The following is a 24,144-nucleotide window of genomic DNA, read 5'->3' on the forward strand; positions in this document are numbered from 1 at the left end:
CCGTGCGTATTCGTTCTCTTGACCTGATCCGTTACGGACATTTCACCGGCACGACGCTTCATTTTCCGTCAGGCGAACCTGACTTTCATGTCGTGTACGGCGAGAATGAGGCTGGAAAGTCGACGACGATGTCGGCGATTGAAGATCTACTCTTCGGTATTCCCGGGCAATCATCCCGTAATTTCCTGCATGAGAATGCGGCGCTGCGTATCGGCGCCGCCCTAGAACGCGACGGCGCGCTGCTTTCGGTCCGGCGTCGCAAGGGCAACAAGGACACGCTTCTCGGTCCGGACGATCTGCCGCTTGCGGCTGGCGATGGCATGCTTGCTCCTTTGCTCGGCGGGATGGACCGCGCGTTTTTCTGCCGGATGTTCTGTCTTGACCATGAGCGCCTGCGGGCTGGCGGGCGGGATATCACCCAGGCCAAGGATGATATCGGCGCGGCATTGTTCGCCGCCGGGGCCGGCGTGTCAGGTCTCCGCGATCGGCTGGGTGCGATGCAGGCAGAGGCGGATGGGCTCTGGGCCAGCCGCAAGGCGGGACACCGAAAATACTACCAAGCGGAAGACCGCCTTAAAGAGGCTGATGCGGCGTTGCGTCAACACACGGTGAGCGTAAACAAATGGCAGGAATTGAAATCCGCATTTGAAGAGGCGCGCGGCCTTTGCAATCAGATCGAGAAGGAAATCGAAGAGCACGTTTCCGAACTTGCGAAGATTTCTCGAGTCCGGCGCGTATACCGCGGTGTGCGTCGGCTTCAAGAGCTTGAAACCGAGATAGTGGACCTCGGCGCGGTGGTCGAATTACCTCCCGACGCGGCTAGCCAATTTGAGGAGGCCTCGGGCGATAACGCTGCTGCAGAAGTGCGTATAAGCGCATTCCGCGAACAGATCGCAACAATCGGCACGGAAATTTCCGGACTTGTGGTTGACGATGGCGTTCTGCTCCACCAAACGGAGATTGAACGACTTTCGAAGCGCAGCATACAACTCTCTTCGGGCCGGGCGGACTTACCGAAGCGGCGGGTCGAACTCGCCGCAGCGGAAGAAGTCCTGAAGCGCGCGGCGATTGAACTGGGGTGGACAGGGTCCGTCGCCGACCTCGTCGAGAGAATTCCGCCACGGGCCAAGGTTGCAGCAGTCCGCGGACTGTTAACATCGCGTGGCAGCCGATTTGCCGCCGTTGATAGCGCTGAAGCGGCGCTAGAGGATGCCAGCGAAAAACTCGCCGATATCCAGGCACGGATTGAAGCGCTCGGAGCGCAGAAAGACCTTTCGGTGCTGGCTGGGGTCGTTGAGTCCATTCGTGCTTTTGGCGATCTCGATGCGCGTCTCCTGAGTATCCGTCAAGAGCATCAGGATGCCGATAGATCATGTCAGCGGCAAATGGCTGATATGAATCCGCCTATCGTGAGTGAAACGAGTTTGCAGGCCTTGAAAAGCCCGGCGGAAGAGGCGGTAAGGGCGCATCGCGATGCTGTCCGCGAGCTTCAGGCGCGTATTCAGCGCCAGCAAGCTGTGACGCGTGAGCTGACGCGTACAGTCGAAAACAATCGAAAGTCTTATGCTCGTCTTGTGTCAGATGAAAGAATTGTCGGGGTTGAGGAGTTGAAGAAACTGCGCGAACGGCGAGATGCCGGATGGTCTATCATCAGGCGCAGACATGTCGACAAGATCATGGTGCCAGAATCGGAGGAGCTCGCTTTTACAAGCGGCGAGCCGCTGCTCAATGCCTATATGAAGGCCATCGAAGACGCCGACACCGCGGCGGACCGTCGCTTTCAGAATGCGCAGTCGACGGCTGCGGCCATGGTGCTGGCGCGGCAAATCGCTGACGAGCAAGACGTCCTTGAATCCGCCAAGCAGGAGCTTTTTTCGTTCGCCGAAGAGCAGAAAGCGTTGGCCGAGGCTTGGGCGATCCTGTGGAACCAGGTTACCGATGACCCGCGTTCTCCGGACGAAATGCTGGATTGGCTCGATGCGAGGGCTGGCGTGCTCGATCAAATCGCAAAGCGTGACGCCGCGCTTCATGCAGCGTCCTCGCTCCAGCAGCAAATTGCAAAAGCCAAGCAACAGCTCGCCAGCTTGATGGCGGACACGGCAATCGCAGCCTCGGCAGATATACTGCCGCTGAACGGAATTCTTGGGGCTGCCGAAGCGCGCCTGCGCACGGAGGAGGGCAACACACAAAAGAGGAATGAACTCGCGCTCGAGGAACGGAAGGTCGCAACAGAAGTCGAACGCAGGCGCGTGGCTGTTGAAAACGCTGCGAAAGAGCGTGATGTCTGGAACGCGCAATGGAAGGAGGCCCTGAGGGGTCTCAATCTGTTACCCGAAGCCCCGCTTGAGACCGTTCAAGAGCAAATCGAAGCAATCGATCAGATGCGGGAGACGTCTGCCAAGATCGCGGATTTGAAACACGAGCGCATTGGAAAGATCGAGCGGGACATCACGGCGTTTACGGAGGATGTCGAAAAGCTCGTAAATGCGATCGCGCCACGGTTTTCCGGGCAGAATGCAGATGAAGCAATCCTCCAACTCCATGCTCAATTGAATGCGGCGAGGCAGACTGTCGTCTCCCGCGACGAAAAAGCTGAGGCGATGCGGGGCCTCCAGAAGAAATTGGAAGAATGCGACAAGTCCAGGACGGACGCCGCGGCCGTAATAGATGGCCTCAAAAGCGCCGCAGCCGTCGATTCGATCGACAGATTGCGAGCGGCTATTCTTCAGTCCGATCTACAACGCGCGCTTCGGGATGAGCGATCGCGCTTGCGGACCACGCTTGAGGCTGATGGCGATGGGCTTGGTGTCGAACAACTCGCCGAGGAATGTCGCAGCGCCGATCCCGATCAAACAACGGCTCGGGAGCAAACGCTAAAGGCAATACTCAAAGATGTCAGGGAACGCCAGCTGATCGCAATTCAGAGTCGAAATGATACTGAGCGTTTGTTCGAAGCCGTCGGCGGCGACGCCGCTGCGGCCAAAGCTGCTGGTGATCGTCAGCTGGCTTTGGCCGAGATGAAGGAGGTGGCGGCGCAGTATGCGCGCGTTCGCTCCGCAACCATCATCCTGAGGTGGGCGATCGAGCGGTTTAGGCGCGAAAAGCAGGCACCATTGCTCAAACGGGCAGGGGAGCTGTTCTCTATTCTGACCGGCGGCTCGTTCCAACGCCTTACGCTCGAATACGACGAAAAAGATCTGCCACATCTGGCGGGCGTGCGTGGGGACGGTGGAGCGGTGCCCGTATCAGGTCTCAGCGAAGGCGCTGCCGATCAGCTCTTTTTCGCGCTGCGCATTGCTGCCGTTGAAGAGTATCTGATGCATGCTGCGCCGGTGCCATTTATCGCCGATGATCTTTTCATCAATTATGACGATGCGCGCGCCTCGGCCGGTTTCAGGGTGTTGCAACTGCTTGCGGAGAAAACGCAGGTGCTTTTCTTCACCCATCACCAGCACCTGCTTGATGTGGCGTCTACTGCGTTTGGCAGGAGTGTTTCGACGGCAACGCTTGAGCCGCGCCCACATCAAATGAAGAATGTTGCTTAGATGGATTACAGAATGCATGTCTCGACATCATTTTCGCTAAGTTCAAACGCAGTCCGCGACGCGGAGTTTGCGTCGATATGCTTCTCGGACTTCCTTTGGGGAAGATCAATCCCGGAAAGTTCACGGTCCTGCAGGCCCTTCGTCGCCGCGACACCAAGCGTAACCTGATCGGCTAAGGGCTAATTTCAGATTTAGCGAGGACGCAATCCTCGCCGAAATTGTTCCATTCACTCAATCTCATGGGGATGACGACGGCTGTAGTGGATACAGTCCGCGTTGGCCGGGAAGGGACTGTATGGCGGCCAAGAGCGCGCCGGAGATGGCGCAGGAATTCGCGCAGGCGGCGCTTAGCGCCACGCCGGTGATCATTCTAGGCAGCGGCGCCTCGGCTGCACACGGTGTGCCCGGCATGGGCGGCTTGGCGTTGCAGCTTTCCGCTATCAAGCCTCCCACGAGCTGGACGGCAGACGAGAGGAGCGAATGGGATAAGTTCGTCGCGCGGCTTGCGGCCGGCAATGATCTCGAAAGCGCCCTCCAGGCCGTGCGCCCCACGGAACGTCAGACCCAGTTCATCGCCACCGAGACCCGCGCTGTCCTGCTGCCGCACGATCTTCGCGTCCTCCAGACGCTTGTGGCGGATCGGCGCGCGCTACCCCTTTCGCGGCTGTACCGCCATCTCTTCGACAGCACGCACAAGACCGTCCATGTCGTCACGCCTAACTATGACCGGCTTGCCGAATATGCCGCGGATGCCGTCGACGTAAGCACGTTCACCGGCTTCAACTACGGTTATCTGCAATCGCGCGCCCGCGATTCGAACACGCGCGTTTTCGTTAATCGGCAGGTGACCCGTACCGTTGCCGTCTGGAAAGTGCATGGCTCTCTCGACTGGTTCCAGGATTCCGCTGGCCAGATCATCGGCGTTCGCGGAATGCCCGAAGTGCCGGCCGGATACTCGCCGCTGATGATCACGCCGGGCATCGATAAATACCGGCTGACACATGGCGAGCCGTTCCGAACGATCTTGGGCTGCAGCGACGCCGCGCTGGAGAACGCCCGCGCCTATTTCTGCGTTGGTTATGGCTTTAACGACGAACACCTTCAGACCAAGCTGATCGAGCGTTGCGACCGCGATTCCGTCCCGCTTGTGGTGATTACCAAAGAGCTGACCACGTCCGCCCGGACCTTCCTGGGCGGCGGACGCTGCCGGCGCTACCTCGCAATCGAGGAGGGGACGATGGGCGCGCGCGCCTACATGCACGACGTGCCCAACGGGTTCGACGTAGATCAACCGATCTGGCGGCTCGACCGCTTCCTCAATGAGATGACAGGAGTTTCCGCGTGAGCATTCTGAATTTTGCGGACGGAGAAGCGCTGGGCCGCGTCCAATCGGTCGACACGACCACGGTGATCGTCCACGTCGATGATGTCGAGGCGCTGCGGGCGCTGCAGGTGAACCGGCTGGTTGCGCTCCAGAGCAGCCTTGCCGGCCATAAGTTAATTGGTGTGATCCAAAAGATCATCCGTACCGCGCTCGGTGAAGCGAAGATCGCCGATGTCGAGCTAGGCGAGGCCGCGCATCCCGAAGTCAATCTGGTTCGGATTATGTTGATCGGCACGCTGCTCGATCGGGACGGACCGCGCGCCAATGTCTTCCGGCGCACGCTTGAGACCGTCCCGGAGATTGATGCCTGCTGCTTCGCTCTCGAAGGCGAGCGCCTTACGCGCTTCATGGGGGTGATTTCGGAGGTGACCGGCGGCGCGCAGCGCCTGTCGCTTGGCGCCTATACGCTCGATCCCAACGCTCAGGCGTTCGTCAATGGCAATCGGTTGTTCCAGCGTCATGCGCTCATCGTGGGCAGCACCGGCTCGGGCAAGTCGTGGACGACCGCGCGCCTGCTCGAGCAAATCGCCGAGCTCGACAGCGCCAATGTCATCGTGTTCGACATGCACGGAGAATATGCGTCGATGGCTGGCGACGGTTTCGTCCATCTTCGCGTCGCGGGCCCAAGCGACATCGAAGCGGGGAAGGGGCTGAACGATGGTGTGCTGCATTTGCCCTACTGGCTCATGAGCTACGAGGCGCTTGTCTCGATGTTTGTTGACCGCTCCGATCAGAACGCCCCAAACCAGGCCATGATCATGTCGCGTACCGTCGTCGACGCCAAGACGGGCTTCCTGAAAGCCGGCGGTCATGTCGAGGTGCTCGCCAACTTCACGATCGACAGTCCGGTGCCTTTCAGGATGGAAACCGTGCTAGGCGAGCTCAACCGGCTCAACGCCGAGATGGTACCGGGAGCCAAGGCGGGCACTGAGAAGCAGGGCGATTTCCACGGCAAGCTCAGCCGTCTAATTCAGCGCCTCGAGGGCAAACGCACCGATCGACGCCTGGGCTTCCTATTCCCTGCGTCCGGCGTGGCGGACAGCTATGATTGGCTCGATCGCGCAGTTGAGCTGCTGCTCGGTGGCAGGGCGGCCAAAGGCGGCTACGGTGGCGTCAAGATCATCGACTTCTCTGAAGTTCCATCCGACATTTTGCCGCTGATCGTCGGCATGGTCGCGCGCATGGCCTTCCACGTGCAGCAGTGGAGCACGCAGGGACTTCGCCATCCGGTGGCCCTGTTCTGTGACGAGGCGCATCTTTATATTCCACAGGATCCGACTTCGGGCGCCGCGGAGAATGCGATCGCTACCTTCGAGCGCATCGCCAAGGAGGGGCGGAAATATGGCGTCGGGCTGGTGGTGATCAGCCAGCGCCCCGCCGAAGTGAACCGCACGGTCGCCAGCCAGTGCAACAATCTCATCGCGATGCGGCTAACCAACGGCGACGACCAAGCTGTCGTGCGACGGCTGCTGCCCGACAGCCTCGGCGGCTTCGGCGACCTGCTTCCGGTCCTCGACACGGGCGAAGCACTCGTCGTTGGCGATGCGATTCTACTGCCCACGCGTATCCGCATTGCCAAACCGATAAACGAACCGCTTAGCGGCACGATCCAGTTCTGGGATCGTTGGGCCGACCCAGCGGCTGCGGCGACGCTCGACAAGGCTGTCGAGAGCTGGCGCCGTCAGACGCTTGTCAAATAGTTGCCTTCCGGCAAGCCTCTCGCGCATCACGATGCTGGGCGCGACGCTGCAAAAACTCATCCGGAGGGTGATCCTGCCTGCTTCCCACCATCTTTATGCACTCGTCTTGGCAGTGCGTCCGCTACGTGGTGCTGATGCCGTCCGAGATGGTTGGGGCAAAGGCAAATCTTGGCTGTCTCATCATCAACAGTCAGTACACGTTCCTGATGCCTCAGATGTAGGGCATCATCAGCATCACGATGATCGGACTTGCTCTCAACGCCGTTCTAGAGGCGTTGGAGCGGCGCCTCATGCGGTGAAGGCGCCGGGCACGAATTGAGTGCGGCGGTGGCTGATTGGGCTCCTTCGATGAAGGCCGCCTTGGAAGATGGGACGCGGAGAGCAACTTCTTTCATCAGGCGACACATAGCAAATTTATGATCCCGAGATCTTGGCCGCAACGCCGGCTCGGTCAGAAAAGCCTAACTACGCGCCGCGCCGACTGGCCGCGGATCATTCACTACTCTTGAGACCAGCCAGCGAATTCACACGGCGCTTCGCGCCATCAGCAATCGATATGGCCATCTTCTCCGGAAATCCTTCTGGAAGCGCATTCAGCACCTGATCTATGGCTTTTGCGGCTGTATCGCCGAGCTGCTGGATGACAGCCTTGACTGTTTTGTCGGATAGACCGCAGCTTTTCGCAGTCTGCACGAAATGTCGGCCGAGCACCGTGTGGACGACGTAATGCCGGTTGCTACCGATCGCCATAGCCAGCTTCATTTGGTTTTGGCTGATCTGTCCAGCGTCCAGGCTCGGTTGGGTCGAAATGATATCGTAAAGCGGGGCAAGATGAAAACGTCCGCCCGGCGCCAAATGAATGCTAAAATTCTTCGCATGGCCATCGGTGGCGGCAAGCAGCCAGAACACGATCTGCGCCTTGAAGAAAATGGCCCGGTCGTCCTCAGGCGTATCGCTGCCCTTGAGGAAATCCGAGATTTTGCGGATGCCAGGTCCGCCGTCGGATTCATACTTGCGCGCGGGCGGAACCGATAGTGCTTGGCAGCAGTCTTCCTGCGGCAGCCGCAACAGGCGGCCGTCGCGCGTCCAGGTGCGATCGAACCGCTCGACTGCGAGCACGCGGCGCCCGGCGAAATCGATGATGCTTGATTTGGCGACCGGCAAGCCGAGCGCGGCAACCAGCTCGAGGCACAGATGCTCGTTTTCAACGCTGCTGGTCAGGTCGATTCCGTTCGGCAACTTCCCGATCTGCGGCTTGATGATGTGCGTAGTTGCGGTCGTGCCATGAGGAACGTACCACTTGTCTTTCCAGTAAAGCAGCGCTGTCTTTTCCTGCGCACCGGCCAGAGAAATACGGAAATCCTGGTCGGGGCCGATGCCGAGTGGATTGCTGGCAAGATTGCCGAGAATGGCTGCAATCTCCTGATCGCTGGCAGCACGGCCATCAATAGCGCCGGCGGCTCCGGGCGCGGCACCATCGGGCAGGAACTGCAGCGCACCAATGCAGTCGCGGCCGATGGCGGAAAGCAGGCTGTAGGCGTCGGGGCCGTCAGCATGCGCACGTTCAGCGACGCGTTGGCGAATGTCGTCATTGTCGGGCAGAAGATTGTCAAAGACAGCGACGACTGGATCGCCAATATAACGATCCTCGCGCAGAGGCAGCGACACCGAAACAGGGATGGCATTTTCCCACGCGAGCCACTGCCTGTCGTACTGGAAATCGATTGCGCCGCTGCTCTCGCGTCGCAGCCGGCCGACCAGCCGCGTGTTGAGGTAAACATTGAGCGGCGCCCGGGCAGGACGACGCGCCATCAAAAGAGATCCTCAATCGCTTCAGCCGTTAATTTGGTGCGCGGCCGGATGACGAGCTCGAGGTCGAGCCCGGCCAGCGCATCCATCAGGATGCGTAGCTGCGTTGCAGGTTCGCCGGCCTCGAGCTTCGAGACTGTCGCTTGACGCGCATGCATCTTCTCACCCAGGTCACGCTGGGTAAGCTTCTTCTGCCGCCGGAAGCGTCTGATTCCAGCGCCAACTTGTTGCGGGGTGCGGGCGATCGTATCCATCAAATCACGATACGCGACTGCGTATATGACGTCAATATGCGCGTTCGCGAATATCAACGATTATGCGCGTCCGCGTATATTTACGTTTAATACGCAATTGCGTATGAATGAGAGAATGGATTCGATCGATGATGGAAAAATGCTTTATAGATGTTTGTTCACGTTTTGGCGGAGTGGTAACAAAACTGGTTGTATCTCTCGCGCCAGCAACTCCTTTTATTAGAAGAGTTACACAAATAGATTCAATGATTTGAGGCCGATTGCTCCATATCTAAAGACTAGACACAAACTCCGATCCGACTTTTGGAGCCTCGACAGCGATTGAGCTGGAAAGCTATATTAGAACATACTAAGAACGGATCGATCTTCCGGTTGTATTTTCAAGACCCACTCTCAATAACAATGTTGTCCGGCACATCATGCGTTTAGCGTCGCCATCTCAGCATGAAGTCGGGCCAAGGAGCCGCGTCATTGACCTTGTTCCGCCATTTGCATGACGACGCGTTTTTGGCCTTCTCGCGCGATCACAAGCACCTGTACGCGGCCTGTCTGCTCGACCTCCATGAACGCTTCTTTTCAGGCGCGCCGTCGTTTCCGACCCCCCAGCAGGTCGTCCATGCCATTTATGACGTCATGCGCGCCAACCCGGCCCTTTGGAATGAGGGCGATGATTTTGGCAGCCTGCCGGAAATGATCTCCGCGGGACGCCGCCGGATCCGGAAGGCCGACCTCGCGCTCGCTTGCGAGAAGGGCGACAAGGCGCTCGGCCTTGCCCGACAATTGTACGCCCGACTGCTCGCCTGGGGATGGCTTGAGGAGGAGGAATACGGGCTTCGCGTTACCGTGGACATGGCTATGGGACCACTGCTCGTGATCCAGCGGCTCGCGAGCCTCAACAAGGATCTCTCGCAGCGATTCGGCGGCTTGATCGTGCAAATCCGCCTCAACCTGGAGGCCGTGGAAAAACTGAGGCCCGAGATCACCGACCGCAAACAGCGGGAAGCCGCGCTCGCAGTCCGCGAGGCGCGCAATCAGGCCGACCAGTTCACTAAGAGCCTGCGGGCCATTCTGGCCGACCTGAAGCGCGTCCGACGGACCGTCATGGAGTCGAAAACAGTCGCTACCCGGCTGGAAGCCTTTTTCGAGGAGTTCGTCGACCAGCTTCTGCTGAAGGACTTCGAGTCCATCCTCACCGTCAACCATCCCTACCGCTTCCGCGACGCCATCGTCGATCTCGCGCGGAGGATCTCCTACACCCCGCAAACCATGCAGGTCCTCGCCGAGGAGTACACAGCTTCCAGCATGGCAGCCGACATCGAGGACGGTCGAATGGCCGCGACCGACGACCTGCTGGCCATCGAGAGCATCTTCGATCAGATCGGGGAGATGTTCGATAGGATCGAGGCCTTCCGCAGGCAGCTCGAAGCCCGGGTCCGCAACACGATTAAGTACGCCGAGCGGGGCGGGCAGGGACTCGTCGGCCGGGCCGGCGACCTGGTGCGGCGTCTGGATGCCCTACTGCGGGACGGCAGACACCACAAGGCGACTATCGAATGGAGCATCGAGCCGCTGCGGTCCCCCTGGTCGGAGCACCATCAGGCCCCGGCCAGGCAGCCGCGCCGTCCCGTCGAAGCGAGGGAGCTCGCAGGGCCCCCGTCTGACCCGCTGTACGAACTGCGGAAGAAGCTCCGCCTCGAGTACATCGCTCGCATCGCACCCCGCCCTGAGGATGTCAGACGATTTCTCGAGGGCCAGGTGCCGCCATTCGCGACCAAGGAAGCCCGCTTCATGGAAATCGAGACCGTGGACGACTTTCTCGCCTTCGATTGCGCCCGCCGATATGCGTTAACGGGTGAGGTTCCGGCGCAGGTCGCGGCCGGGTTCGATCTGGAGCCGCGCCCAGACACGCCGCCCCACGACAGCGAATGGCTTCGGTGTGCGAACTTCGTGGTCAGGCGATCCGGCCCCTTCCGGAAAGCAGAGGCAGCCCGTGCTCAGTGAGTTCGAAAACGTCGAGCGCTCCTTCGGCGCGGAAAAGGCAGCCGACCTCCGCAAAGCCCTGCACTTCCTGCTAAGGCGGCAGTTCGTGTTCGCGGGAGATCCCCGGACTGGGACAGTCTACAACACGATCATGGATGGCCGCTTCCGCGACGTGGTCGACGGCTTCTTCGATAGTTGCGGATACCGCGTCCATCGCGATCCGGAGGCGCAGTGGGCCGGCATCGTCGCCATGGACGAGGACGTGCCGCTGCCTCGAATGAAGCTCGACGAAACCATTGTTGTCCTGGTGCTGGCGGCATACTGGCAACAGGAGGTCAACGTCGGAGCGGTCGAGGACCGGGCCGTCGTAGTTGCCACTTTGAACGACCTGTTCGATCGCTATCGTGAGATGGCGCAACACGGCGGCGGAGGCGCGATCTCGCCGGCCCGCTTCCGGGACATCCTGCGCGAGGCCGCCCAACGCAGTTTGGTCGAGATCGGTGATTTTGACGACGAGCAGCAGGACTGCGAGATCAGGATCCGCCCGATTATTAAGCTGATCAGTGGCAGCGACGCCCTCCAACGGCTTGAGCGCTACGTCCGTAGCGAGGAGGCGCGGTTTCCGCAGCCTGCAGGAGACGAGGCATGATGGAGCTACGCCACCTGACGATGGTGAACTGGCACCTGTTCGATGTCGCCGACATTGACGTGACAGGACACGTCGGGGTCCTGGGCGAGAACCGGTCCGGCAAATCCACAATCCTCGACATGGCACAGGTCGTTCTCACCGGCGGGAGCCGGCGGTTCTTGCGCCTGAACGCGGTCGCCGGCGACAGCGGAAAATCGCGCAGCGGCTCGAAGCGCAGCGTCGTCGATTACTGCCTTGGGACGCTCGGAGAAGACCAGCGCCGGCGCGACGAGGCACGCACCTATGTGGCGCTAGGCTTCGAAGACAAGGAAGGCGATCGACCGCCGGTCACGATCGGCATGGCGCTTGAGGCGCGCAAGTCCGACAGCAGGGAGACTGTGCTGGCACTGTTCATCGCCGTCGGCACCGTCTTGAGCTCCAAGGACTTCATCGAGCAGCGAGGAAAGTCGCAATTCCCGGCGCAGTGGGAGGACGTGCGCGCTCGGATCGTCGCTGCGGTCGGCGAAGGCAATTTCGTCAATCATCGCGACCGGCCGAGCGACTACGTCCGCGAGTACATGCGCCATCTTCTGCCGCATTCGGCCTATGGCGAGCAGAACGCCAGCGCCCTGCAGAAGTCAATCGTCAACGCGATGACGCTCGACCACAACCAGACGGCCACGCAGTTCGTCCGGAACTATATCCTCGAGGACAGTCCGATTGGCATCAAGGAGCTGCGCGAGTCGATCCAGACCTACCGCAACATTAGCGAAACCATCAGAAAGATGCGCCTCAGGCTCGAAGCCCTGAGGGCGCTTCGGGTCGTCCTCGGCACTCTTGAAGAAGCGCTCGAAACCAAGTTCAGGGAGGAATGGATCGCAAAACGCGCGACTTGGCTCGCGGCGCGCGCGACAAACCTGGACTTCAAGACCAAGCGGCGTACCGAGATGGCGCGCCGGGACGCGGCAGCAAAAGAACTCGAATTCATCGACGACGACGTCAAGGCCATCGATAGCGAGATCGAACGCCTCACGGCCGCGATCGCCGAGCACGATGCCAAGACCGGCAGAAAGTTCCTGCAGCAGACCGCCGATGTGGCCGGGCAGGCGGCGCACCGCGCCTCGGCGGACTTCAAAGCTCGTATGGAGAACATCCGTCGCCTGGAGCCGCTCCGCGCGATGTGCGCGGACCGTTTCGAGGACTTCGTTCCTGCGCTTGAGCGTCTTCTGACCGCCACCGCCGGGGCCGACATCGGGCGCGTCTCCGACGAGCTCTCCGCGGCCGAGAAGTCCTTCGCCGCAAGCGGCGCGAAATGGCTGCCGAAGATCGACGAAGCACGTCAAACGATCATCGCGGAGCTTTCCGGGCTCCGAGGCCGCCGCGACGAGGTGCTCGAACGGATCCGACAGCACGCCGCCGGAGGGGCGCGGGCCTATCTCGGCGACGACACTGAACTCCTCTGCCGCAGGCTGCGGCAGAGCGGAATGGCCCCGCGCGTGCTCTGCGACATCATCGAAGTCGCCGAACCCGAGTGGGTAGGAGCCGCCGAGGCGCTCCTCGGCCGCGACCGGGAAGCCGTGCTCGTGGACAGAGCGGATATCAGCGCCGCCACGTCAATCTTCAAGGAAGGTCGCCGCGAGTTTCGCCATGCATCGCTCGTGAGCCTCAACAAGCTCGAGCAGTTCAGGGCCAAGCCGGAGCGCGGCACTTTCCCTTCGATCTTCCGGAGCCAGGATCCGGACGCGATGGCCTTCATCATGCGCCGCTACGGCACGGTCCGCCTCGCGGACACGCTTGACCAGTTCAACAGACCCGGCCGGGCTATCATGAAGGACGGCCTTTACGACGACGGTCTCGTCAGAAGCCATCGGTGGATCGAAACCTCGCAACACAAGATCGGAAAGGCGGCCCAGGCGAACGCCTTGCGCTCCCTGCAGTATCAGGCCGAGGAGCTGGATCGGATCTTGGCCGACAAGACCAAGGAGGCCGTCACAGCGGAGCAGGCCTTTGCCGCACTGAAGAACATCTGCGAGGGGCGTGACGATCTGAGGGCTTGCGCCGCGGCCTTCGCGGCTGCGCAGACCGAGATCGCCGAGGCGCAGGCCAGACTAGATGCGCTCGACGGCGCGAGTGACGGCGGCCTTCGCGACAAGAAGAGAGCGCAGCAGAAGCTGAAGGACAAGAGGCTCGACGAGAGAAAGATTCAGCAGAAGGCGTTCGGCGAGCATGACGGTGAGGTCAGATCGGCAGAGAGGAGACTGGGAGAGGGCGAAAACGTACCCGGCTCCGAGCTCAACCTGCGGGTCGCCCGGTCGATCTATCGCAAGATCTTCCCGCTCTACTCCGCCGCCAAGGGCAGGATCGTGTACCGCGAGCGCCTCAATGTCGCAGCCCAGAAGGGGTTCGCCGAGAAGCACCGCGCTATCGCGGACAGGGCACTGAAGGATGCGGACGCCTCGGACGCAGAGCGCGCCCGCATCGAGCGGCGGGTCCGCGAGCTCCTCTACGATTACTTCGACCAGTTCGGGATGAGCTCGCAAGTCGGCGCGGAGAGCGAGCCGCTGAGGGAGGTGAAGCCCTGGATGGAGCAGCTCATCGCGGATATCGAATCCAACGAGCTGCGCCAGTACGAACGGCAGGCGCGGGAAGCGGCGGAAAAAGCCTCCACCCTGCTGCGCGGCGAGTTCATCAACGCGCTCACAGCCCGGATCGGCAAGATGGAGCGGGAGCTGCAATCGTTGAACCGTAGCCTCTACACACATCCCTTCCACAACGAGCGTTATTCATTCCACCGCACCCAGGTGGTGGAATTCCAGCCCATCCTGAAGATCATCGAGATTGCCAAAACCTCTCCGGAGGCGCTCGATATGCTGTTCCGAGGCGACGTGCCCGATGACTTCCCGCATAAGGATACGATCCTTGCGCTCGAGGCATTGCTCGAGGATCCAGACAAGGACTTCACCCAGTTTGAGGACTACCGCAACTTCTACACCTTCGAGATTCACATGGAGGATGTAGCTACGGGTCGTTCAACCCGCTGGGAGCAGCGGCGCGGCACCGGATCCGGCGCCGAACAGCAGGTGCCCATCTACGTCACCATCGGCGCTTCGCTGGCCGCCGTCTACGGCAGCGCCGAGCGCCGCACGGGCAAGCCCTCCGGCTTCGCCCTCGCTATGTTCGACGAAGCCTTCTCCAAGATGGACGGCAAGAACCAGCGGCAGATGATGAGCTTCTACAAGAACCTGGGACTCCAGTTCGTGATCGCGGCGCCGTTCGAGAAGCGGGTCGCCGTGCTCGAGCACATGGACACCATCGTGGAGGTGGACCGCATCGGCGAACAGTCCAGGGCGACAGTGGTGGAACTGAAAGAGAAGGCCAAGCGCGAACTGATGGCCATCGATCCGGATTTGATGTCCGAAGATGAGCTCGCCAGCCGTCTGGCCGCCGAGTAGTCATGGCGCGACGTTTCACGGACGCGATCGGCCTGCTGAACGACCTGCTCGACCGTTTCGAGGCCGGCGCCGCAAGCCCAATCGCCCACCCCGACTATGCCGCTTTCTCGTCGGTAGTCGCGGCGGACGCTTTTCTGAAGCAGATCAGGATAGCCGAAAGTGCCGGCGCGGTGTCCATTGGCTGGGGCCGCGGTGCCAAACGAGACCAAGTGGCGCACGTGCGGTTGGCCTCAGCGGAGATCTTATACCGATATCTCGACCGCACCCCGGCGTCACGCATCGCGGAGGACGCCGCCGCGCGGCTTGTAGCCGGCGTGGCGCTGCACGAGTCCCTGAAGAACAGTGGCTCTCAAATCGCAGAGGTGTGGGCGCGGGGTAAGACGTGGCACGGATTCGGTTCGTCCGACGTCGACACGCTGCGCCACGCATTCGTTCTCGCGCAGGCGATCCTCGATAACAAGCATCTGGACGTCGACTACAAAACTTTCTCGCGACGCACGGTGGGGCACAGCAAGATACTCGAGCGCATCGAGGGTGCCGTAGTCCGGCTTTTGAGCGGCATAATGGACTTTCCGCCTGGCGCCCGCCCCCGCGAGGCACTGCGAGCGATCGGACTGGAGCGCTTCGCCCCGCCGCTGCTGATCGCGGGCAAGATCGACCTCGATGGAGCCGACCTGTCCGGTATCTCTCCGCATTATCTCGGGATCAGTCCCAACGAAGCAGATCGCATCCGCTTCCGGGAGCCGCCGGCCTACGTTCTGACGATTGAAAACTTCGCAAGCTTCAACCGGCACATTGCCGAAGCGGACCCGGGCCGATTAGGAACGACCATGTATGTCGGCGGGTACCCCTCGCTTGCCACCCAGCAGGCGCTGCGGACCATCGCAGGATTGATATCCGAACAGACGCCGATCTTTCATTGGTCGGACATCGATCCGGACGGCACCTGGATCTTCCACACCATCGAGCGCGCCGTCGATCGACCGATCCGTCCCCACCTCATGAGCGTCGAAGTCGCCGAGCGCTTGGGACAAGTGCCCTTCAAAAAATCGGCACCCGCTCGATGTCCACCGAGCTCCGGTATCGCGGCTCTGGCAGCGTACCTGGCGGAAGATGGAGCCAAGACGCTCGAGCAGGAAGAACTCGATCCAGTCCTGCCAAAGCTTCATTAGAAAATGCGCGCGGATCAACGCGGTGCCGATCCCGATGAGCTTGCTCGGTCGACGACCTCCGTCGGCCTTTGTGAACAACACCTGCGTTCCGCAGCGCGAACGCCATGAGTAGGGCGGCTCCTTGCCGTGCTTCGACCCAACCCACCAATCAAAAATGGTGAGAGCATTCTGGCCGCCGCACGCAAAATCTTTTCTATTGACCGCTGCAATAGTGAGCGCTGCCGTGGACGTCGTGGTTGCGGCTTCGGATGTCTCGTTCAAGACGTGGTTTGTTCAAACGCGACAACAGCACCGGAAAACCGACATCGTTTCTTCATAAAACGCTCCACGGCATTGGCATGCCGGTTGCTTGAACATGTGACCAACCACTTCTGACTATGATGCTCGTTCAGCATTCGGTCGAGGTGTTCAGATGAAACTTGCCCGCTTGATCGGTGGCAGAGGTCTCCTGATGCGCTTTCCAAACCATGCGGCTGCGCCGCGAACTCTGCCATTTTCGGATCGCGCTCCGGTTTTCCGGGCAGAATCCGATTGTCTTGTAAAGGCCGCAGCGAATGGCGGTCCTCAACAAGATGGTTCAGGCCAACGTAAATGCGTTATACCTCACGACCATGTTTGCGCCACTTTTGGCCCGGGCTCAAGCGCGGGCATCTGCGAGATGCCGAGCCTGGGCTGGTGGAGCTAAGCGGCGGCCTTCAATCGGTGCTTTCCAGCGGGTCAATGAGTTGATGCAGGGCGATTGGGATCTCGAGAAAATACTCAGGCAACAGGACGAGCTCAAGGTCAAGCTGCTTCACGCTCAATCGGTTGTCGCCGAATGTAAGGCAGGATTGGCGGATCTGGAGCGAAGGCTTGAGCGTCGAGCGGTCTCACCGTCGATAGATGAATGCCAGCGCAACTCTGCGGCAATCAATTCAATACGTAAAAGACGACCGCGCACATCCTCAAGCGTCGATGATCCTGTTGATCAGAATGCTGGTGCGGCGTTTTCGAGTCAATCATGGGATTGCTGAAAGCTGCGCGCCGGACTTGGCGGCGAACGTTTTTGTCGCGGAGTTGGTGAAGATTTCGAGGCGCATAGGGTTGCGAGCCCGCCGGACGTACCGGACAACGGGGTGCAGCCCTGTCGAGAGGCTCGTCTTTTGGGTTGCCCGCGGTGCGTTCTCCAGAGATGCACGCACATCCGGACGTCGCGCCGCGTCTTACGCTAGAGCCTCCTGTTTTGGGGGCTGCTCACGTAGATGTTCTGAGGGAATGTCAAAGCTCTCCACCTTGAGCCAGCCAGTTCCGTTTTGTCCGTCTTAAGGTCTTTCAATTTACCGCCAGACGTGTCTGGAGCGCGAGGGGCGCTTCAATGACACGATGGTCCGCTATGGCATGCGGGTCACGGGCGTGTGCTGACCGCGGGAGCCGACCATGTCTCATCCGACATTGCATGGAGGATGACGAGAACTCGCTGGCTATGTTCGCAAATGATCACGATGCCATCCGAAAGAGGGCAGGCACGTCAGTCACCTAAATTCGTGAGAACCCAAGAAAAGGGTTCCCGGCGAATGCGATCCAGGGCCGGCCGTAGCCTCGTCAGCTTCTGGAAAGCTTCTCCGAATACGGACTGACCAGTGATCCTTGGTTGAGGAGGCTGGCATGGACTCGCACGATTTCGCCATATCCAATGCCGCACCTCCGCCAGAGGTACAGCACGGCGTTCCAGACGATCAACCGAACCAGGCGGGAGCAGAGGCCTTTGAGCAGCAACTAGATGCGGCGCGCGCGGTCGATTCCGCTGACCTTGCCTGGCGCCGCGGCCGTAAACCGCCGCCGAATGTGTCGCGCGCGGATTTTGATTACATTCACGAGATGATGAGCGGCGTCAGTGCTCGCCGAAAACTGTCGCCGTTGACTGCCGAGAAGTATACTTTAATGCTTTACAAGGTGGCGAATTACCTCGGCGAACGCGGCCAGTCGCTCGAATCCAGTGATGATAATGCACTAAATCAGCTCTCTGACACCGTGTTCAGGGAGAATAAGCACGTAGGTATAGCTTTGCGCGCGCTTCAAGAACAGCGCGGAGGTTCAACTGTAGTCAGGGTCAGGCGCGCGCGTGCCGCCACTTCGATGAGTACTGGCCGCACACGTGTTGCTCCAACTAAAGTTGATGCGCCGCTTATCGAAAGCGTCATAGACGAAGGTAGCAAGAGCAAGCACTGGGCGCCAGCTACCGTCCAGCATCATGACACCACCCTTCGCAAGCTGTCGAACAGTCTCGCCGAGCGCGGCGAGACGCTTGCTGGAACAAGCGATGAGGCGCTGTACGACTATGTTAAGGAAGCCTTCCCGAAGAACTGGAAGAGAATGACAGGTTCGCTCTGGGCGCTTCGCGAGCATCGAGGGGGCTTGGCCCGTGCGGAGCATGGGTCTTGCGCAGTCGGCCCTGACCAGGCCAAAAGCAGCGCCGCCGCCGGCTCGCCAAGGTCGGATGTCATCCCGGAGGCGCTTTGGCGGCTCCTCGATGATGACGATGGCCACGAGCCGTCCGTCATGGCCGAGGATCCCGAACTTCTGAGGCAGGAACAGGAGCTTCGCGACCAAATCGACGGCGGGTGGGATGATCAATCCATCCTTCTGTCGGCTTCCACGGGTCGAGAGCAATTCATTTCGGATCCAGAGGTTCTCACGGAGCGCCCGGCGAAACGCAGGCGAGCACCGGAGCGTCAACCAGTGCATTCGCCGGTCTCCGTCGATCCAGGGGAGCTCACGTTGGACGCCCGGCAGTTTGCTCCCGCGGAGCCTTCCCAGTTCTTGGCTAATGGGTCGTGCGCAGTTGGATCCGGATATGCTGGCCGATGAGCTCGCAGCCCGGGCAGATCCAGACGCCTTTACTTTCGCGCCCCTGCCGCTTTCTCCGGGGGAGCTGTCGCGGCTGTTGGATATTGAACCCACGACGTCGCAGCCACATCGGCTCGCGCAGGAGGCCGCAGGCTCGCTAGATCCAGAAGCTTCTGTCATCGCTCCAGCGCCCCTTTCGCCTGGGGAGCTTTGGCGACTGCTGGATGATGAATTCACACCACCGCTGCCGGATTGGCTGTTCGATCAGCACTCCGGCTCGACAGATCCAAATCTTTTCCGTTCCGATTCCTTACCGCTTTCTGCGGGGGAGCTTGGTCGACTGATCGATGATGCGCCTCCACCGGGCGGAGTGGACCCGTCCTCCGGCCACATGCCGTCGATGGCCAATACCGCGGCACGGGAACTCGAGTACCTGCCATTCTCAACAGGCGAGCTCCGTGGACTGCTGGACCATGGGCCGGTGTCGTCCGACCTAGATCATCCGGTCGGCGATCTGCCGGTTAGGGCTGATCCAGATGCATTCATTATATTCAACGAGGGGCAGATGTCGCCAGGAGAGCTTCGGCGACTGCTTGAACATGAGCCGGCGTCCTCCGATCACGCGCCTCGCCGGTTGCCCAGCGATTATTAGAGGACACAAGCCATTGTCGCAGACGCTCCGAACTCGCTATCGCGATCACCTGACTTCCCGGAAAAGCCAACGCCGCATTTAGCTCGTATCGAGCGCGTCGCCCGCAAATCTGGACCAGTTGGGCACTCAATCAGTATGAGAACGCTGAGAATCTGTTTGGATTTGGAGATCGCACAACGATTGATCGTTTTCGCGCATAGGCAAGGTGCTACTGCGCGATCGCAAGTCCAGGCCTCTGCTGCGTCTTATAAATGTCAACTTGCGCGGGCCAGTGACGTGCGCGGCGGCTCCATCGGAGCCAGCACTCATTACCAGAACGGCACGCGGCAAGTATGCGCGCGATAAAGCACGAGCAGCTCGATGACAAAGCGTTTTCGCAACTTGGCCCTATCGTCCATACTCGTTTCCGTGATTGTCTGCCCCGCCGCAAAAGCGCAAGACCGCCGGGCGATCGCCGAACCTGTTGCACCTCATACGGTCTGCGATCGCCCTGTGCCTTCCGGCAAGGACGATACAGTCAGCCTACAGGACGCCATCGAACATTGCCCCGCTGGCGCTGCAGTTTATCTCGGGCGCGGCGAGTTTCACTCAGGTCCACTCGAGATGAAATCGGGCGTGACCTTATGGATCGGACGCGGCGCCGCGCTGATCGCCATCCCCGAACCAGCTGCTTACGACAAGGGCCGGGGACAATGTGGTCGCATCATGGGCAAGGGCGATGGTTGCCGGCCATTCATCAGCTTTTCCAAAACACGTGGTGGGGGCATCTACGGCGAGGGCATCATCGATGGTCAGGGCGGCGCAATGATGAGCGGCGGCGCCGAAACCTGGTGGCAGCTGGCCCGCCGCGCGCAAGCTGAGGGCGGCAACCAGAACGCCCCGCGCTTGATCCAGATCGATCATGCGCAGGACATCACGTTCTCTGGTATCACCTTGCGCAATGCCCCCAATTTCCATGTCGCGATGAACCGGGTCGAAGGTGCCACTTTCTGGGGCCTGACCATCGATTCACCGGCGGATGCGCGCAATACCGACGGCATCGACCCCGGCGCGAGCCAGAATGTGACTATCGCCCACAGCTTCATCCGCACGGGAGATGACAACGTTGCCATCAAGGCCGGCGACAATGGCTCAAGCAGCCATATCTCCATTGTTGATAATTATTTCGGCTGGGGGCACGGCATGTCTATCGGCAGCGAGGTGAATTCCGGAGTTAGCGACATACTGGTACGTAATCTGACGCTGGACGGTACAACGTCTGGCCTGCGCATCAAGAGCGATGTCAGTCGAGGCGGTCTGGTCGAGCGCGTGACTTATGAGAACGTGTGCCTGAGGGGCAACCGTTGGCCGGTAACGTTCGATGCAAAATATGATCCCCGCGCGCAAGGCACGAGGATTCCGGTCTATCGGCAGATCGTTCTGCGCCATGTGCGTGGTGATAATGGTGTGCTGCTGATGCGCGGCGTAGACGAGCGGCATGCCCTCGACGTTGCACTCGAGGATGTCCGATTTGCCAATTCCGCGACCTGGCAACTCGAACACGCGAAGGTGACTGCAAGTCCCTCCGACGTATCGCCGCCGCTGCCGGGACGAGCCAGCGAACCGCTGCCGCGCGGATCGGAGGCATGTGCCAGAGCATTCCGCGACACACATCGCTAAGCACGACACCCGGCGCCGAACCCGGCTGGTGACTTGCGCATCGGCAGGCCTAAATCGCTCGGGTTGCAGAACCTCAGCCTCATGTCCGGTACTTCGTTGCGGGCGGCCGCCCGATTTGTAGGACCGCAATTGCGAGAGTTACGTGGGGTTCTGGGCTGGCGAGGAAAATGTGTTTGACCATGCACAGCGGCTATCCCGCGGCGGTTCTCATATCGACTGCGTCGAACGTGCCGCGAGCTCAACGAAGAGTGAGATCACATGCGAATTCTCGTGCCCTCCGCTGCGCTCCTGGCCGTGTGTTTCTGCATCCGGGCAGCCTACGCTGAGCCACTATTCGTGTCGCATGCCGCAAATGCAGACTATCGCTCCGTGCAGCAAGCCATCGACGCCTTGCCAGCGGAAGGCGGAAATGTCCGGATCGCGCCGGGCGTCTATCGCGAGAAGGTCAAAATCTCCAAATCCGGTATTCATATCGAAGGGACTGGCAGGAAGCCGGAGGATACGGTCATTGTGTATGGCGACGGCGCGATCAATGTAGGAGGAACCGCTCGTTCGGCGACGCTGGATGCCGCTGGCGATGACTTGCGGATCGAGAATCTGACTATCCAGAACGAGTACGCGCTCAACCCGGCCAATCCCCCTTCGCAGGCGGTAGCACTGTCCGTTACCGGAGACAGGGATGTCGTTACGCGCGTCCGCCTGCTCGGTGCCCAGGACACGCTATTTGCCGGCAAGGGACCAAACGGTAGAATGTCACGACAATACTTCTCGGACTGCTACATCGAAGGGCATGTCGATTTCATATTTGGCAACGCCAAGGCCTGGTTCCGGCAATGTGAGTTGCACGGCCTCGCAAATCAAACAGTCATCTATACCGCTCAGAGCAAGGCAGCGCCGGATGAGGACAGTGGCTATGTTTTTGACCATTGCAGGCTAACTGCCGAGCCTGCTGCGGGCTATATCGCACTTGGCCGCCCTTGGCGCCCCTACGCCACCGTGGTCTTCCTGGCGGCGAAGATAGATGCCCCCGTGATCGCGGAAGGGTGGCGCGAATGGACGCCCGGCAAGACCAACACTTTGAGGACAAGCTATTATGCTGAATACAGATCCTTCGGCGTTGGGGCTAACCCCTCAGGCCGCGAGCCTCACTCCCATCAACTGACAGATGGTGAAGCTGCAAGATGGTCCCTGGGCGTGTTCTTCGGAGGCGCCACAGATTGGCTGCCAAAGGGAATATCGATGGAAGACAAAGCAAGAGTGACGAGACGACCGCGATCGTCGGATGAATGACGGGGGCGTGCGGATATCACGGCGGCGTGGGCTGTCACCGACATCGCGCTGGGCACCATATTTGTGGGTAATCGTAAGCCTCACCAGAGGGTCACTCACGAACAAGGAAACGCGCAACTGCGCGCAATAATCGAGTGCTTGATGAATGCGATGCATGGTCTGGAGCGCGATCAAGTTCACGATGCCTGCCTTGCCTCGCGGCGATCGGCCGAGCTCTTGAAATAGGTGGGTGGCGCCGGGCGCTACAGCGGCCATGTCAGGACCGGCTGCGAACCCCGCGATTCATCGGGCTCTCGTGATCATCGTTGATCCGGCGCCACCGAGCGAATGGGCCTGGAAGGGCCGCTTCTGCGCCGAGACCCTTTCCATACAGCCAACGAGTGTCCCCGGAAAAGTTTGTACTTTCGGCTTGGCTCTCTAACAACGGAGGGATCGATCGTGCGCAACTCCTGTTGGAGCTTCGAAGCTGGAAGCGGTGGTACTGGTCAGGAGTGGAGGGAGCCGTTTGGCATTTCTACGAACTCACCCCTGGGCCGATGCAGCCATCACATCCCCAGGATCTTGCCGCATCCCTTTTTCCGGCCCTTCTTGCCGACCGCTGCGCGGAACGAAACGAAGCGGTCATCGTGTCGATTGTCCGCCACGGTTCGCTCGAGAAGCGTTAGGCAGGTAAGTCAAACTGCCCGCCTAGCCAGAGCAAAGCTCTGGATGGTTCCGTCCTCCACTTCCGATGCGTCGTTAAGGCCCGCTGAGATGTTCGGGCTAGCTCTAGCGCACCACGGTCTTCAGGTACTGGTAGGCCTTGATGATCTCGACCAGGCGATCCTCAGTGGAGCGGTCGCCGCCATTGGCATCGGGATGGTGCTGCTTGACCAACACCTTGTACTTCGCCTTGATCTCGCCGAGCGTCGCATTGGCATTCAGGCCCATCACCTGCAAGGCTTTGCCCTCGACATTGAAAATCTTGCGCGCCTCAGGCTTGGCCTTCGCGCGGGGGCGGGCACCGGCGCGTCCATTCAGCTCGGCGAACGTGCAGAGGGCATGCCAATCGTCCTCGAAGTTGGCAGTGCTGCCGGCTATTTTGTGTGCGCTGATGTTCTCGCCAATCTTCCAGGTCGGACGATGGCCGGTCAGCGCGTCCTTCTCGTAGCGCGCGATCGCTTCCGCGTCCATTCCCGAGAAGAAATTGTAGGACTGATTGTATTGGCGAACATGGTCGATGCAGAAGCGCCAATAGGCTCGCGCATTGTCGCGACCCTTGGGCGCGGGATGGGTCGCCTTGTTCTGGCAACCAGGCCATTCGCATAGCGCCGCGGGCTGGCGCTCCTGCGCTTCCTGCTTATTGATGCGAATGGAGTCGAAGATTTCGGATGTATCGATTAACATGACCTGGCTCCGTTGGCGGAGCGGCAGTTAACAGAGCCGCTTCTATGCTAGGGACTTGGTTTAGACGCGAAGGTCTGACTCGGCCTTTGCGTCTAGTTGGTGGCATGATGTAGCGGGCACCTCCTAGCAATTGACATGCCAGGACTCGCGAAGTTGATTCAGACCATCCCTTTGAGATTTCAGATCGACTCAACCGGAATGTGCTGTCGGGTTCTGCACATGGAGGTCTTGAATCGCACGCCGTGAGTACTCCCAAAAGCCAGGCGAAGGCACTGCTCGGCGGTAATCTGCGCAATGACGACGGCGAGCGATGTCTTAATCTTCTTTCGAAGCGTGAAAGTCTTTCGTTGCGTAACGAAACAGAAACCGCATTGTCTCGATTTGAAAGGCATTCGGAGCCGCCCGTT

At 60.2% G+C, this 24,144-nt stretch carries 15 protein-coding genes; 12 read left to right on the forward strand and 3 right to left on the reverse strand.

From position 1 onward, the window contains the following. The first annotated feature begins 2 nt into the window (after positions 1 to 2). The 3 genes from EAV90_RS23955 to EAV90_RS23965 all read left to right on the forward strand — a co-directional run bounded on the left by EAV90_RS23955 (position 3) and on the right by EAV90_RS23965 (position 6,629). A complete protein-coding gene (locus tag EAV90_RS23955) occupies positions 3 to 3,545 on the forward strand; it encodes a YhaN family protein (protein WP_129144877.1) in 3,543 nt (1,180 codons plus the stop codon). A gap of 295 nt (positions 3,546 to 3,840) precedes the next feature. Next, complete coding sequence (locus EAV90_RS23960; protein WP_129144878.1) at positions 3,841 to 4,890, forward strand: SIR2 family protein; 1,050 nt, start codon at positions 3,841 to 3,843, stop codon at positions 4,888 to 4,890. Further along, a complete protein-coding gene (locus tag EAV90_RS23965; protein ID WP_129144879.1) occupies positions 4,887 to 6,629 on the forward strand; it encodes an ATP-binding protein in 1,743 nt (580 codons plus the stop codon). The genes EAV90_RS23960 and EAV90_RS23965 overlap by 4 nt, the downstream gene beginning before the upstream one ends. 492 nt (positions 6,630 to 7,121) lie before the next feature. Here EAV90_RS23965 and EAV90_RS23970 read toward each other — a convergent pair whose 3' ends face one another. Further along, a complete protein-coding gene (locus EAV90_RS23970) occupies positions 7,122 to 8,441 on the reverse strand; it encodes a type II toxin-antitoxin system HipA family toxin (RefSeq protein WP_129144880.1) in 1,320 nt (439 codons plus the stop codon). Next, on the reverse strand, positions 8,441 to 8,692 hold the full coding sequence (locus EAV90_RS23975; RefSeq protein ID WP_129144881.1) for a helix-turn-helix domain-containing protein: 252 nt from the start codon (positions 8,690 to 8,692) through the stop codon (positions 8,441 to 8,443). The genes EAV90_RS23970 and EAV90_RS23975 overlap by 1 nt, the downstream gene beginning before the upstream one ends. 471 nt (positions 8,693 to 9,163) lie before the next feature. Between EAV90_RS23975 and EAV90_RS23980 the strand changes: the two genes are divergently transcribed. The 9 genes from EAV90_RS23980 (at position 9,164) to EAV90_RS24020 (ending at position 22,351) form a co-directional block, all read left to right on the forward strand. Next, positions 9,164 to 10,693: a Wadjet anti-phage system protein JetA family protein gene (locus EAV90_RS23980; RefSeq protein WP_245509594.1), complete on the forward strand. Its 1,530-nt coding sequence runs from the start codon at positions 9,164 to 9,166 to the stop codon at positions 10,691 to 10,693. Further along, entirely contained in the window at positions 10,683 to 11,321 is a 639-nt protein-coding gene (locus EAV90_RS23985) for a DUF4194 domain-containing protein (protein WP_129144883.1), read from the forward strand. Before EAV90_RS23980 ends, EAV90_RS23985 begins: the two co-directional genes overlap by 11 nt. Then, on the forward strand, positions 11,321 to 14,752 hold the full coding sequence (locus EAV90_RS23990) for an SbcC/MukB-like Walker B domain-containing protein (protein ID WP_283810503.1): 3,432 nt from the start codon (positions 11,321 to 11,323) through the stop codon (positions 14,750 to 14,752). The genes EAV90_RS23985 and EAV90_RS23990 overlap by 1 nt, the downstream gene beginning before the upstream one ends. 2 nt (positions 14,753 to 14,754) lie before the next feature. Further along, a complete protein-coding gene (locus tag EAV90_RS23995) occupies positions 14,755 to 15,924 on the forward strand; it encodes a Wadjet anti-phage system protein JetD domain-containing protein (RefSeq protein WP_129144885.1) in 1,170 nt (389 codons plus the stop codon). Positions 15,925 to 16,478: 554 nt separating this feature from the next. Further along, positions 16,479 to 16,937, forward strand: a complete 459-nt coding sequence (locus tag EAV90_RS40755; protein ID WP_245509595.1) for a hypothetical protein — start codon at positions 16,479 to 16,481, stop codon at positions 16,935 to 16,937. A 631-nt stretch (positions 16,938 to 17,568) separates the two neighbouring features. Then, positions 17,569 to 18,771, forward strand: coding sequence for a hypothetical protein (locus EAV90_RS24005; RefSeq protein WP_129144886.1), 1,203 nt, complete (start codon positions 17,569 to 17,571; stop codon positions 18,769 to 18,771). Then, positions 18,758 to 19,402: a hypothetical protein gene (locus EAV90_RS24010; protein WP_129144887.1), complete on the forward strand. Its 645-nt coding sequence runs from the start codon at positions 18,758 to 18,760 to the stop codon at positions 19,400 to 19,402. Before EAV90_RS24005 ends, EAV90_RS24010 begins: the two co-directional genes overlap by 14 nt. Before the next feature lie 360 nt (positions 19,403 to 19,762). Next, positions 19,763 to 21,061 (forward strand): glycoside hydrolase family 28 protein, encoded by a 1,299-nt coding sequence (locus tag EAV90_RS24015; protein WP_129144888.1) that lies wholly within the window; start codon positions 19,763 to 19,765, stop codon positions 21,059 to 21,061. A 258-nt stretch (positions 21,062 to 21,319) separates the two neighbouring features. Continuing rightward, the gene (locus tag EAV90_RS24020; RefSeq protein WP_245509596.1) at positions 21,320 to 22,351 is read left to right on the forward strand and encodes a pectinesterase family protein; all 1,032 of its coding nucleotides are present in this window, start codon (positions 21,320 to 21,322) and stop codon (positions 22,349 to 22,351) included. Positions 22,352 to 23,119: 768 nt separating this feature from the next. Here EAV90_RS24020 and EAV90_RS24025 read toward each other — a convergent pair. Beyond that, positions 23,120 to 23,737, reverse strand: a complete 618-nt coding sequence (locus EAV90_RS24025) for a J domain-containing protein (RefSeq protein ID WP_129144889.1) — start codon at positions 23,735 to 23,737, stop codon at positions 23,120 to 23,122. Positions 23,738 to 24,144 lie beyond the last annotated feature (407 nt).

The sequence above is a fragment of the Bradyrhizobium vignae genome, from assembly GCF_004114425.1.
In the GTDB taxonomy this organism is placed as follows: domain Bacteria; phylum Pseudomonadota; class Alphaproteobacteria; order Rhizobiales; family Xanthobacteraceae; genus Bradyrhizobium; species Bradyrhizobium vignae.